The 13,014-nt window shown below is 73.9% G+C and carries 13 protein-coding genes; 5 read left to right on the top strand and 8 right to left on the bottom strand.

Features of this window, described 5'->3' with window-relative positions; translation table 11 throughout:
* Nucleotides 1–62 precede the first annotated feature (62 nt).
* On the bottom strand, nt 63–1,304 hold the full coding sequence (locus H299_RS0120385) for a sensor histidine kinase (protein WP_027749919.1): 1,242 nt from the start codon (nt 1,302–1,304) through the stop codon (nt 63–65).
* Nucleotides 1,305–1,309: 5 nt separating this feature from the next.
* Complete coding sequence (locus H299_RS0120380; protein ID WP_027749918.1) at nt 1,310–1,963, bottom strand: response regulator transcription factor; 654 nt, start codon at nt 1,961–1,963, stop codon at nt 1,310–1,312.
* A gap of 391 nt (nt 1,964–2,354) precedes the next feature.
* Between H299_RS0120380 and H299_RS39995 the strand changes: the two genes are divergently transcribed.
* Nucleotides 2,355–2,531, top strand: a complete 177-nt coding sequence (locus H299_RS39995) for a PALP domain-containing protein (RefSeq protein WP_199782475.1) — start codon at nt 2,355–2,357, stop codon at nt 2,529–2,531.
* Nucleotides 2,532–2,653: 122 nt separating this feature from the next.
* On the opposite strand, the gene H299_RS0120370 is transcribed toward H299_RS39995, so the two are convergent.
* Together H299_RS0120370 and H299_RS0120365 are read right to left on the bottom strand one after the other, a co-directional pair.
* Entirely contained in the window at nt 2,654–3,478 is an 825-nt protein-coding gene (locus H299_RS0120370) for an inositol monophosphatase family protein (RefSeq protein WP_027749917.1), read from the bottom strand.
* Between the two features lie 50 nt (nt 3,479–3,528).
* Nucleotides 3,529–4,641, bottom strand: a complete 1,113-nt coding sequence (locus tag H299_RS0120365; RefSeq protein ID WP_027749916.1) for a ferrochelatase — start codon at nt 4,639–4,641, stop codon at nt 3,529–3,531.
* Nucleotides 4,642–4,921: 280 nt separating this feature from the next.
* Between H299_RS0120365 and H299_RS39680 the strand changes: the two genes are divergently transcribed.
* The gene (locus H299_RS39680) at nt 4,922–5,059 is read left to right on the top strand and encodes a hypothetical protein (RefSeq protein ID WP_158692364.1); all 138 of its coding nucleotides are present in this window, start codon (nt 4,922–4,924) and stop codon (nt 5,057–5,059) included.
* 196 nt (nt 5,060–5,255) lie between these two features.
* Nucleotides 5,256–6,611 (top strand): D-arabinono-1,4-lactone oxidase, encoded by a 1,356-nt coding sequence (locus H299_RS35210; RefSeq protein WP_051262665.1) that lies wholly within the window; start codon nt 5,256–5,258, stop codon nt 6,609–6,611.
* Here H299_RS35210 and H299_RS39990 read toward each other — a convergent pair.
* Nucleotides 6,608–7,699 carry a hypothetical protein gene (locus tag H299_RS39990; protein ID WP_199782474.1) on the bottom strand — a complete coding sequence of 364 codons (1,092 nt, stop codon included), beginning with the start codon at nt 7,697–7,699 and terminating at the stop codon, nt 6,608–6,610. The two genes, H299_RS35210 and H299_RS39990, sit on opposite strands and share 4 nt — an antisense overlap.
* 392 nt (nt 7,700–8,091) lie before the next feature.
* Here H299_RS39990 and sepH point away from each other — a divergent pair, with 392 nt between their 5' ends.
* Complete coding sequence (gene sepH, locus H299_RS0120345) at nt 8,092–9,192, top strand: septation protein SepH (protein ID WP_078512898.1); 1,101 nt, start codon at nt 8,092–8,094, stop codon at nt 9,190–9,192.
* A gap of 347 nt (nt 9,193–9,539) precedes the next feature.
* Entirely contained in the window at nt 9,540–10,352 is an 813-nt protein-coding gene (locus H299_RS0120340; protein ID WP_027749913.1) for a VOC family protein, read from the top strand.
* On the opposite strand, the gene H299_RS35205 is transcribed toward H299_RS0120340, so the two are convergent.
* From H299_RS35205 to H299_RS0120325, 3 genes are all read right to left on the bottom strand, one after another.
* Nucleotides 10,327–11,082, bottom strand: coding sequence for a thymidine kinase (locus H299_RS35205; RefSeq protein WP_199782473.1), 756 nt, complete (start codon nt 11,080–11,082; stop codon nt 10,327–10,329). The two genes, H299_RS0120340 and H299_RS35205, sit on opposite strands and share 26 nt — an antisense overlap.
* A 99-nt stretch (nt 11,083–11,181) precedes the next feature.
* Entirely contained in the window at nt 11,182–12,408 is a 1,227-nt protein-coding gene (locus tag H299_RS0120330; RefSeq protein ID WP_027749912.1) for an alkaline phosphatase family protein, read from the bottom strand.
* The gene (locus H299_RS0120325) at nt 12,405–13,001 is read right to left on the bottom strand and encodes a DUF5998 family protein (protein ID WP_027749911.1); all 597 of its coding nucleotides are present in this window, start codon (nt 12,999–13,001) and stop codon (nt 12,405–12,407) included. Before H299_RS0120325 ends, H299_RS0120330 begins: the two co-directional genes overlap by 4 nt.
* Between the last annotated feature and the right edge of the window lie 13 nt (nt 13,002–13,014).

Below are 13,014 nucleotides of genomic sequence, written 5' to 3'. Positions count from 1 at the left end.
GCACTGCCACGGGAATTACGCACGAAGCGACCTCCCCCAGGGTGTTCCCGGCCAAGATGATCTCAGACGGGCAACACGACCCGCACCGCGAGCCCGCCGTCCTCCCGAGGTTCCGCACTCACCGTGCCCCCGTGCGCACGCGCCACGGAACGCACGATCGAAAGTCCCAGTCCGACCCCCTTGTCGCTGCCGGTGCGCTCGGTACGCAGACGCCGGAACGGTTCGAAAAGGTTGTCCACCTCGTAGGCGGGCACCACCGCGCCGGTGTTTTCCACCACCAGCACCGCGTATCCCTGCTGCGCCTCCGTGCTCACCGACACCCACCCGTCCTCCCGGACGTTGTAGCGCACGGCGTTCTGCACCAGGTTGAGCGCGATGCGCTCCAGCAGCACCCCGTTGCCCTGCACGTAGGCGGGCTGCCGCACCCCGCCCAGCTCGATCCCCTTGTCCTGCGCCTCGCTCCGCGCCTGCTCCACGGCCCGCGCGGCGACCTCGGCCAGGTCGACCGGCTTGCGGTCGACGATCTCGTTCTCGCTGCGGGCGAGCAGCAGCAGCCCCTCGACCAGCTGCTCGCTGCGCTCGTTGGTCGCCAGCAGCGTCCGGCCCAGCTGCTGCACCTGCGGCGACGCCTGCGGGTCGGCCAGCTCCACCTCCAGCAGCGTGCGGTTGATCGCCAGCGGCGTGCGCAGCTCGTGCGAGGCGTTCGCCACGAACCGCTGCTGCGCGGTGAAGGCGCGGTCGAGCCGGTCGAGCATGTCGTCGAAGGTGTCGGACAGCTCCTTCAGCTCGTCGTCCGGGCCCTCCAGCTCGATCCGCTTGTGCAGGTCCGAGCCGGCCACCTGACGGGCCGTACGGGTGATCCGGCCCAGCGGGGAGAGCACCCGCCCGGCCATCACGTAGCCGAAGGCGAACGCGGCCACCGCGAGCCCCAGCAGCGCCAGCAGGGAGCTGCGCAGCAGCTTGTCCAGGGCGACGGCGCGCTGGCCGTCGGTGCACTCGCCCAGGCGCTCCATGAACACCTCGCTGGGCATGGTGCCGGTCAGCCCCGGGCAGGAGTCCGAGGTCAGCTGCGCCTCGGCGTTGAGCACCCGGAAGGGCAGCGTGCTGCCGTCGTGCAGCGCCTGGGCGGCCAGCAGGTAGATGATCGTGAGCAGCACCATCCCCGCGATCAGGAACATCCCGCCGTAGAGCAGGGTCAGGCGTATCCGGATCGTGGGCCGCAGCCACGGGGAGGTGCGCGGCACGCGCGGGTCCCAGGTGGGCTTGGGAGGCGTGGGGGCGGGGCGTGCGGGTGGAGCGGCCATCGGAGTCAGATCCGGTATCCCGCGCCGGGCACGGTGACGATGACGGGGGGCTCGCCCAGCTTGCGGCGCAGCGTCATGACCGTGACCCGCACGACGTTGGTGAACGGGTCGGTGTTCTCGTCCCAGGCCTTCTCCAGCAGCTGCTCGGCCGAGACCACCGTGCCGTCGTTGCGCAGCAGCACCTCCAGGACGGCGAACTCCTTCGGGGCCAGCTGGACGGGCCGCCCGTCCCGGAAGACCTCGCGGCGGTTCGGGTCCAGCTTGACCCCGGCGCGGTCCAGCACGGGCGGCAGGGCCATCGTCGTACGGCGGCCCAGCGCGCGCACCCGGGCCGTCAGTTCGCTGAAGGCGAAGGGCTTGGGGAGGTAGTCGTCCGCCCCGATCTCCAGCCCCTCGACCCGGTCGCTGACGTCGCCGGAGGCGGTGAGCATCAGGACGCGGGTGGGCAGGCCCATCTCCACGATCTTGCGGCAGACGTCGTCACCGTGCACGACCGGCAGGTCGCGGTCGAGGACGACCACGTCGTAGTCGTTGACGTCGATGCGCTCCTGGGCCGCCGCGCCGTCGTAGACGACGTCCACGGCCATCGCCTCGCGGCGGAGTCCGGTCGCCACGGCATCGGCGAGCAGCTGCTCGTCCTCGACGACGAGTACGCGCACGACGTGTCCTTCCCTCGGTACGGCTGGTCGGCGATGCGGCCGGTGCGGCCGGCGGCAGACGTGAACGGATGGTGAGGCTGGGCGGAGCCGGCGCCGATCCGGCCTCCATCCTGCCCCGAACGCCGGTAAACCGGCTGTAAGAGCCCCACACGGTACGGGCAGCCGGGCCGCGCGGGTGACGGGGACGCCGAAAGCTCTCCGGCTGTCCAGTTTTCTCGGCCATTTGAGGTTTCTCTGAGGATTCTGATGGGGAGGACGAGTTCACACCCGCGATCACGCCCTGTAGGCGGCAAGCCGAGTCGGCTGCCGACCGCGGCGGGGACCACGTACGTGATCGTGCCAACCCTCGGCACACCCCCGTGCCACCGACCCCATGACGAGGGGGCGCACCATGGACGCGTTCACGGCAGGCATCCTGCAGCGCATAGAGAGCACCGAGTCCGATCTGCACGACGCCCGCGCGTCGGGCGACGACTTCCTCGCCGATGTCGAGCAGGCCGAGCTGGAGGACCTGCGCCGGCTGGCCGCGGAGCACGGCGTGGAGGTCGGGGTCTCGTCGGCCCGCTGACCCCCGTTCCCTGAGCACGACCGAGCGCCAGGCGTCACCGTGGCACTCCGGGCACACCACGTGCCCGGAGTGCCACGGCCGTCCCGGCGGTCGGGGTCAGCCGTGCCGGCCGGTCGCGCCGGTCAGTCGTGCCAGGCGCCCAGGTCCTCCAGCAGCGGCTGAAGCACCGCGAACACACCGGGTGAGGCCGCCAGAGTCAGGTCCGGGTTCGGCCCTTCGCCCGGTCGCCCGCCGGTACGCGCGCCCGCCTCGCGGGCGATCAGGTCACCCGCGGCGTAGTCCCACGCGTGCAGGCCGCGCTCGTAGAAGCCGTCCAGCCGCCCCGCGGCGACGTCGCACAGGTCCAGCGCGCAGGAGCCGGAGCGGCGCAGGTCGCGTACCTGCGGGAGGAGCCGCCGGGCGACCTCGGCCTGGGCCTCGCGCCGCTCCTGGACGTAGTTGAACCCCGTGCCGATCAGTGCCTGGTCAAGCGGCGGGGCGGGGCGGCACCGGATGGGCTTGGCGTTCAGGAACGCGCCATGTCCCAGCACCGCGCGGAAGGTCTCGCCCCTGGGCGGCGCCGCGACCACGCCCACGACGGTCTCGCCTGCGTACTCCGCCGCGATCGAGACCGTCCAGCCGGGCAGGCCGTAGAGGTAGTTCACGGTGCCGTCGATCGGGTCGATCACCCAGCGCACCCCGCTGCCGCGGGCCGCGTCCTCCCGGCCGCCGAGGCTGCCCTCCTCGGCGAGGAAGGTGTCGTCGGGCCGGTGCTCCAGGAGGTAGCCGGTGATCAGCTTCTCGGCGGCGATGTCCATCTCGGTGACCACGTCGATCGGGCTGGACTTGGTCGCGGCCACGCCCAGATCGGCCGGGCGGCGCTCGTGCAGCAGCACTCCGGCGCGGTGCGCGGCCTCCAGGGCGAGTTCGAGGAGTTCGGCCTTGAGCTGGTCGAGCGGGACGGTCACGGTTCTCCCTGCGGATTGTGGGGGGTGGAGGGGCTTGCGGCAGCGGGCGGTCAGACGAACGGGCTGTCCGCACCCGCCGCGGCGGGCAGCGGCCGTGCCGGGGCGCAGCAGCCGACGGGGCACAGGTCGTGGGCGGGGCCGAGCGTGCCCAGCGCGCAGCGCTCCGGCCGCCGGCCGCGCTCGGCGGCGGCCCGCTCCACGGCCAGCTCGCGGATGGCCGCGGCGAAGCGTGGGTCCGCGCCCACGGTGGCCGAACGGACCACCGGCAGGCCCAGCTCCGCCGCCTTCGCGCGCGCCTCGGTGTCGAGGTCGTAGAGGACCTCCATGTGGTCCGAGACGAAGCCGATGGGGACCATCACGGCGGCCGGCGCACCCGCCTCGTGCAGTGCCGTGAGGTGGTCGCAGATGTCGGGCTCCAGCCACGGGGTGCGCGGCGAGCCGCTGCGGGACTGGTAGACGAGCTGCCAGGGGCGCTCCGCGCCGGTCGCCTCCCGTACGGCGTCCGCGACCAGCCGGGCCACCTCCAGGTGCTGGGCGACGTACGCGCCGCCCGCGGGCCCGGACGCCTCGGCGGCGGCGGTGGGGATGGAGTGGGTGGTGAACGCCAGGTGCGCGCCCTCGCGCAGAGGTGCCGGCAGTTCGGCGAGGGACTCCAGGACACCGTCCACCATCGGCCCCACGAAGCCGGGGTGGTTGAAGTAGTGCCGGAGCTTGTCGACCCGGGGCGGCTCCAGTCCCTCGGTCACCAGCGTGGCCAGCGCCGCCGCCAGGTTCTCCCGGTACTGCCGGCAGCCGGAGTAGGAGGCGTACGCGCTGGTGGCCAGCACCAGGACGCGGCGGCGGCCGTCCCGCGCCATCTCGCGCAGGGCGTCGGTGAGGTACGGCGCCCAGTTGCGGTTCCCCCAGTAGACGGGCAGCTGGAGGCCGTGCTCGGCGAAGTCGCGGCGCAGCACCTCCAGCAGCTCGCGGTTCTGGGCGTTGATCGGGCTGACCCCGTCGAAGAGGAAGTAGTGCTGCCCGACCTCCTTGAGCCGCTCTCTGGGGATGCCGCGGCCCCTCGTGACGTTCTCCAGGAAGGGGACGACGTCGTCGGGACCCTCGGGTCCGCCGAAGGAGAGCAGCAGCAGGGCGTCGTAGGGGCGGGCATCGAGCGCGTCGGACATGTCCCCGATCCTGCCATCCGGGCCGGGCGGGTGCGGGAGCCCCTCCCGTTCGTAAGCTGCACCGGCTCGGACGTTCCTTACCCCGCGCACTCCGAGCGCGCCGGAGGCCACTGCCCGTGCCCAGCTGTCACCGGGTTGGTGCTGTGCGCGCGGCAGGGGAGCCGGACTGGCTGCTGTTCGCCTTCGAGCCGGGACCAGTCCTGGCGGCGCCGTCCACGGACTCCTCCCGCTCTCGCCACCCGCCTCGAGCCGCCGGCTCGCGGGCGTCCGTGCGATGGCCGTGAGTATGATCCCCCTCCAACTGGTGGGGAACCTGCTCTGGCTCGCGGTGGCCCTGTTCGCCGCGGGTCTCACGGTCGCGCCGACGAGGGTCACCACCGTCGGACTGGCCCAGCGGATCGTTGACGGGCCGGCCTGACCGAGAGCATGACCTGGCGCACCACGGGCCTCGCCGTCGGGATCGCGCCCGGCTCGGCCGTGGCGGGCTGGACGGTCGGCTCCCGCGGTGCCGGGCACGTACGCCGTACCGGGCGTCGCCGGGGCCCGCGCGACGGCCGTCGCGTTCCTCGGACACCGGCGGCTGCGACCGCCGACGAACGGAGGGGTGGGCGGAGATGGGCGGACGGTCGGCCAGGAGCGGAGCGAGCTGGCGTAACTGGGCGGGCAACGTCGCCGCACGTCCGGTGCGCACCGCGGCCCCCTCCTCCACGGCGGCGCTGGCCGAGGTGGTCCGGCGGGCGGCGGAGGACGGGCTGAGCGTCAAGCCCGTCGGCGCCGGGCACTCCTTCACCTCGGTGGCCGCCACCGGCGGCGTGCTCATCCGGCCGGAACGGCTCAGCGGCATCCGGGAGATCGACCGCGCGGGCGGCACCGTCACGGTGGCCGCGGGCACCTCGCTGCGGCAGCTGAACGAAACCCTGGCGGGCGAGGGGCTGTCCCTGGCCAACATGGGCGACATCATGGCGCAGACGGTCTCCGGGGCGGTCAGCACCGGCACCCATGGCACCGGGCGCGAGACGGCCTCGATCGCCGCCCAGATCCGGGGGCTGGAGATGGTGCTCGCCGACGGCTCGGTGCTGCGCTGCTCGCCCGCCGAGCATCCGGAGGTCTTCGCGGCGGCGCGGATCGGCCTCGGGGCGCTCGGCGTGATCAGCGCCCTCACCTTCGCGGTGGAACCGCTCTTCCTCCTCACGGCCCGCGAGGAGCCGATGGGCTTCGACCGGGTGACCGCCGAGTTCGACCAGCTGGTGGCCGGGAACGAGCACTTCGAGTTCTACTGGTTCCCGCACACGGACGGCTGCCACACCAAGCGCAACAACCGCGGCGCGGGCGGGGCGGTACCCCTGCCGCGCCTGCGCGGCTGGGTGGACGACGAGCTGATCTCCAACGGGGTCTTCCAGGCGGTCTGCTCCCTGGGCCGGGCGGCCCCGGGCACCGTCCCGGCCACCGCGCGGCTCGCGGCCCGCGCGCTGTCCCCCCGTACGTACGCCGACATCCCCTACCGGGTGTTCACCAGCCCGCGGCGGGTGCGCTTCGTGGAGATGGAGTACGCCCTGCCCCGGCAGGCGGCGATGGACGCGCTGCGGGAGCTGAAGGCGATGCTGGAGCGCTCGCGGCACCGGGTGAGCTTCCCGGTGGAGATACGGACCGCGCCGGCGGACGACATCCCGCTGTCGACGGCGAGCGGGCGCGAGACGGCGTACATCGCCGTGCACAGCTACCGGGGCGTGCCGCACCAGGCGTACTTCGCCGACGCGGAGCGGATCATGACCGCGTACGGCGGGCGGCCCCACTGGGGCAAGCTGCACTCGCGCGACGCCGCGTACCTGGCCGGGGTGTACCCGCGGTACGCGGAGTTCACCGCGGTGCGGGACCGGCTGGACCCGGAGCGGGTGTTCGGCAACGCCTATCTGCGGCGGGTGCTCGGCGAGCAGGCACCGCCCCAGGGCCTGGCCGGCGGCAGCCGCTAAGGGCTGTCGACGCCCGCGGGGCCGCGCGTTTCACCCGGGTCCGCGCCGCCCGCGTCCGTACCGCCGGGCGAGGGCGCGGGCGACGGGCCGCCGGCGCCGTCCTCGTCCGGTTCCGCCGAACCCTCCTCAGAGGTGCCGCCGGAGGGGCGCCGGTCCTCGTCGGCGTCACCGGTGCCGCCGGTCGTGCCCGGGTCCGGCTCGGTGGAGTCGGAGCCCGGTGCACGCCGCCCGTCTCCGTCCTCGTCCGTGTCCGTGCCACGGCCGCTGTCGCTGGTGGGTTCGGGGGCGGGCTGGTCCGGCTTCTGCTCCCGCTCGTCCTGCGGGTCGCCGCGGTCGCCGTCGCCGCGGTCCCCCTGGTCGCCGCTCACGGCGCGGCCGATGGTGGTGCCGCCCTTGTCGTCGCCGTGCCACCAGCCGAAGAGCGAGGAGTCGGTGGCCAGTTCGAGTCCGGTGATCGCGCCCATGGCGAGCGCGAACACCCCGGCGGACACGGCGAGCCGCGCGCGCAGCGTGCGGCGCGTACGCCCGTGCTCGGTGGGCGCGCCGAAGCCGTCCCCGCCGCGCTCCGGCTCGGGCGGCTCGGACCGCACGGGCGGCTCGGGCTGCCGCAGCACCTGGGTCGCCACGTCCCGGGGCGTGGCCGGGTGGCCGAGGGCCGGAATCGCACGGGAGTACTCGGCTTCGGCGGGCTCGGGGCGCGCGCCCGACGCCACTTCCGGGTGACGCTCGCCACCGCGCGGACCGGGCCGTACGGCCGCGTCCCGGGCACCCGAAGCGTCCCCGGAACCGGTGGCGTCGCGAGCGCCGCCGCCCGTGCCGTGCTGCCGCGCCCGCCGGGGCAGCGGCCTCGCGGCCTCCCGGAGCTGCTCGCTGGTGCGCTTGAACAGGTGCTGGTAGAGCGCCCCGCCGGTGGTCGCGACCACGCTGACCACCCCGGCACCGATGATCGTGCCGTAGACGCTGAGGCCGGAGGCGAGCACCGCGCCCGTCACCGCGGCAGCCGCGCTGCCCGCGACCTGCGGAACGCTCAGTTCGATCCTCTTGCTCCCCGGAACACGCTCCGGGTCGCTTATATCTTTGTTGTCCATCTCCCGCCTCAGTCACGCATTTCCGGCACCATGCACCTATGAGAGACAAGCGAGCGGGAGAGATAGTTCCATTTGTGGTGGATGTGTGAATTTCCCCACCGGGGAAGGGCTGTTCGGCCCTTGGTGACGCCTCACACCACTCCCGCCGCCAACATCGGCGGCGCGCCGGGCCACCCCGGATGGCACGAATGGAGTAGTGTGACGAGCCCTGGCCACGACCCGAACCCGACTACGCAGCTCAGGGTGACCACGGTTACCGTGAGTGGTAAACAAGTAACCGTGCCACAACGGCGGATCATGGCCTGGACTCGACACGCCGGGCAGGTCGGCAATGTTGTGGCAGGCCGGACCCCGGCCAGGCCACACTTCGTCTAGCGGGAGCAGCGACGCACGTGACGTCGGCAGGCACCACCCGGGAGGTTCCGATGCCCGAACTGCGTGTCGTGGCCGTCAGCAACGACGGCACACGGCTGGTGCTCAAGGCTGCCGACAGCACGGAATACACCCTTCCGATTGACGAACGGCTGCGCGCCGCCGTCCGCAACGACCGCGCCCGGCTCGGCCAGATCGAGATCGAGGTCGAGAGCAACCTCCGTCCCCGCGACATACAGGCCCGTATCCGGGCCGGCGCGTCCGCCGAGGAGGTCGCCCAGCTCGGCGGCATCCCGGTCGAGCGCGTGCGCCGCTTCGAGGGCCCGGTGCTGGCCGAGCGCGCCTTCATGGCCGAGCGCGCCCGCAAGACACCGGTGCGCAGGCCCGGCGAGAACACCGGGCCGCAGCTGGGCGAGGCGGTCGCCGAGCGGCTGCTGATGCGCGGCGCGGACAAGGAGTCGGTGCACTGGGACTCCTGGCGCCGCGACGACGGCACCTGGGAAGTCCTGCTGACCTACCAGGTCGCGGGCGAGCCGCACGCCGCCAGTTGGACGTACGACCCGCCGCGGCGGCTCGTGCAGGCCGTGGAGGACGAGGCGCGGGCGCTCATCGGCGAGACCGACGACACCCCGGAGCCCAGCTTCCCGTTCGTACCGCGGATCGCGCGGCTGCCGCGGGACCGGCCGGAGCGCCCCGAGCGTGTCGGCCTCGACGCGGTCGGCCCGCCCGTGCCTGCCGAGAGCGCGCCGGAGAGCGGATCGGATTCGCTGACCAGCCTGCTGGAGGCGGTGCCCAGCTTCCGTGGCGACATGGTCGTGCCCGAGCAGCCGCCCGCCGCTCCTGCGGCGTCGGCCGCGCCGCCGGAGACGGCGGACGGCGAGCGGCCGGGCGCCGTGGAGCCGGATTCCGAGGAGGACCGGGAGGCGGCCGAGCCGCCCGCGGCCAGCGCCGGTTCGGCCTACGCGGACGTGCTGATGCCGCGTTCGGTGGGCGCGCACCGCGAGCGGCTGACGGGCAACACCGACCGGCAGGCCGAGGCGGACGGCGTGCGTCCCGGCCGCCGCGCGGCAGTGCCCAGTTGGGACGAGATCGTCTTCGGCACCCGCCGGAAGAAGGACTGAACGGCGCGGGGGGCGAGCTGCGCCGGCTCGCCCCCCGCGCCGCCGACCGTGCTCGCGCGCACCCCGCCGGGCGCGCCGCTCCGTCGCGCCGTGCGCCCGGGGCTCCGCGTGCGACGCCGTGCGTCTCCCCTGCGGGCACGGGGGGTTTCCTGCGCGGCGCTCCGCGCGCAGCGGCACAGAGCGGTGCCGAACCGGCCATCCTCCCCGAGGATGCCCGGAATCCGGCGCGGCCCCCGGTGCCGGGCCGGAGGGGGTGCGAGCATCTGCTCGTACGGGGGACCGACGGTACGACCGGAGCACGACCGGAGCACGACCGCATCGATGATGGTCCTTGAGGAGACAAACAGATGACCGAGGCAGCGACTCGGCACCGGCACACCCACGGCACACCCTGCTGGGCGAGTCTGATGGTGCACGACCTGTCCGCGAGCCAGGATTTCTACCACGAGCTGCTGGGCTGGGAGTTCCGCCCCGCACCCCGGCAACCGGGCCCCTACGTACGCGCGTTCGCCGACGGACACGAGGTGGCCGGTCTGGGCGAGCTGACCGGGGAGACGGCCTGGCAGCACACCGCCTGGCTGCCGTACGTGGCCAGCGACGACGTGGACGTCACCGCGGGCATGATCCGGCAGTGCGGCGGCACCGTCGCCGTCGGCCCGTTGGAGGTGCCGCGGGCCGGGCGGCTGGCGATCGCCGCCGACCCGCTGGGGGCCTCGTTCGGAGTGTGGCAGCCCCACACGCCGAAGGGCCTGGGCACGCCATCGGCCGACGGCGCCCCGGGCACGCCGGTCTGGTACGAGCTGGTGACCAGCGAGACGGCCTACGTCAGCGCGTTCTACGCGACCGTCTTCGGCTACGCGACGGAGTGGCCCGCGCAGCGGCCGGAGGCCACCGGGTCCGACGACCTGATGCTCTGCCTGGACCGGAGTCCCGTCGCCGGGGTGCACGGTCTGGGGAGTGAACTGCCGCCCTCCCGCGGGCCGTACTGGGAGACCTTCTTCGCCGTGCAGGACACGGACGAGACGGCCGGGCGGATCGAGCGTCTGGGCGGACGCGTCGTCCGCGCACCGGGCGACTCGCCGCACGGGCGGCTTGCGCGGCTGGCGGACCCGGAGGGGGCCCGGTTCAGCGTGCTCAGGACGGACGCCCGTTCGGGCTGAAGCCCTCGAACCCGCCCGCCACGCCGTGCGGGCGGCCGTCGCGCGGGCGGCCCACGGCGGCGGCGTCCGTACGGGCCGGGGCGTCCACCGGCAGCACGTCCGGGGAGAGGGCGCCCTCCCGTGCGGTGGCGGCGGTCAGGCGGCGGCGGTGATGACGGCGGCACAGCACCTCGTAGCCGACCTCACCGGAGGGCGCCGAGCCGCCCACATCGCCGACGACGACCTGCGCGCCCTCGACCACCATCGTCCCGCCGACGGTGCGCGCGTTGTGCGTCGCCCGCGCGCCGCACCAGCACAGCGCCTCGACCTGGAGCGCCTCGACGCGGTCGGCCTGTTCCATCAGGCGCTGGGAGCCGGGGAAGAGCTTGGTGCGGAAGTCCGTGGTGATCCCGAAGGCGAAGACGTCGATGCCCAGGTCGTCCACGACGCGGGCGAGTTGGTCGATCTGCTGCGGTGAGAGGAACTGCGCCTCGTCCGCGATGACGTAGTCCGTACGCCCGCCGCTGGTGAGGTGCCGCACGAGGTGGGCGTGGAAGTCGAATCCCTCGCCCGCCTCGACCGCCTCGGTGACCAGGCCGAGGCGGGAGGAGAGGCGCCCCTCCCCCGCGCGGTCGTTGCGGGTGAAGATCATGCCCTGGAGGCCGCGCGCGGAGCGGTTGTGCTCGATCTGGAGGGCGAGCGTGGACTTCCCGCAGTCCATCGTGCCGCTGAAGAAGACCAGTTCTGGCATCGGGAGTCGGGCCTTTCAGCGTCAGTCGGTCGGGGCGGATCGGGCGGGCGGAGCACGGGCGGATCGCGGCGCTGCGGGTGCCGCACGGCGGCCGTCGGGCTAGGTGCGCACTTCGAGGAGCGGCACCAGCTGCTCGGCCGGAGTCGCCGAGCCGTGCATGCCGACGAGCGCGGACTCCTTCGGCTCGGTGCGCGTGGCCACGACGGCGGCGGTGCCGCTCATCGCCGCGACCACGTCCCCGATCCGCGCCAGGACCCGCGGGTCCACCCGCGGCCCGAACCAGCCCAGGGCGACGGCCTCCTCCCGGGTGGCCACCCACCCCTGGTCCGCGAGGACTTCGCGCCAGACGGCGGCCACGTCCCGGGCGGCGCCCGGCACCACGTACAGGTGGCGCATCCTGCCCTCGCCGCCGAGCTTGGCGACGCCCGCCTTCAACTCCCAGTCCTCGTCGAAGTCGAACCGGGCCTGCGGGGTGGGGGGGACGTCGACCATGCCGTGGTCGGCGGTGACGTAGAGGGCCGCGCGGGGCGGAAGTTGCTCCGCCAGTCGCTGGGCGAGCCGGTCGACGTACTGGAGCTGGCCGCGCCAGGCGTCCGAGTCCATGCCGTAGCGGTGGCCGTTGCCGTCGAGTTCGGCGTAGTAGGTGTACACCAGCGCGCGGTCGCCCGCCGACAGCCGCTCGGCGGCCAGGTCCATCCGCTCCTCGCCGGTCAGCCGGCCGTGGAAGGTGCCGCCGGAGAGCGCGACCTGGGTGAGCGGGGTGTGCTCGAAGTGCGGGGCGGAGACCTGGCAGGTGGCGACCCCGGCGGCGTCCGCGCGCTGGAAGACGGTCGGGTGGGGCTGCCACAGGTGCGGGTCGGTCCACGGCCGCCAGCGCAGCTGGTTCATCAGCTCACCGCTCGCGGGGTTGAGCGCCGTGTAGCCGGGCAGGCCGTGCTCGCCGGGGGCCAGCCCGGTGCCCACCGAGGCCAGCGAGGTGGCGGTGGTCGAGGGGAACCCCGCGGTCAGCGGTTGCCCCGTGCCGTTGCTGGAGGTGCCGAGCAGGGAGTGCAGGAACGGCGCCTCCTGGGGGTGTGCCCGCAGCGCCTCCCAGCCCATCCCGTCGACGAGGAAGACGCAGGCGCGGTCCGCGGGCTCCAGCACCAGCCCCGTGCGCAACTCCGGTACCCCCTGCCCCGAAGCGATGGCCGGGAGCAGATCGGCCAGCGAGCCGTGGCCGTAGCGCGGGACGGGCGCGGTGCCCGGATCGAGCGGGGCCGGCTCGTCGGGCCAGGCCGGTGCGGCGGGACCCGTGGCGGCCGGGCCCGTAGTGTCGCCCGGCTTCACCTGGCGGCCCCCGGACGGGCGGCGGTGGCCTCGGACAGCGCCTGGGCGAACGCCAGCGCCTGGCGGACGGTCTCGGGACCGTCGCCCGCCTCGCTCACCCGCAGCGAGAGGTCGTCCATGGTGCTGGAGCCGGTGTAGCCGTGGTCCGCCTCGCAGTTGGGGTCGCCGCAGCTGGCCGGCTCCATGTCGATCCGGGAGACGGCGCCCCAGCCGATGGTCAGGACGACCTCACGCGGCAGGGTGCCCGGCGTGTACGACTCGGGGTCGGCCACGACCCTGGAGAGCACGACGGAGGAGATGCGCTCCAGCTTCACGGACTCCGTGGAGGTGGTGGCGGACGGCGACGCGGAGGTGCCGTCCGCGGGCTGCTCGTCGGTGTGGCTGACGATGAAGCGGTTGCCGGTGAGCACGAGCACGGTGACGTGGCGGCGGACCTCGTTGGAGTCGAACGTCGTCTCCTGGTGCACCAGGTACGAGGCCACGGGCTCGCCGCCCACGGCCGCCTCGACCGCCTCGGCGACGAGAGCCGGGTAGTAGCCGCTGCGCTCGATGGCCGCGCGCAGCCCTTGGGTCGTCGTACTGGTCTTCGCCATGGGGACCATCCTA

Source organism: Streptomyces sp. CNH287, assembly GCF_000424825.1.
This window is presented reverse-complemented; position numbering and strand designations above follow the sequence as displayed.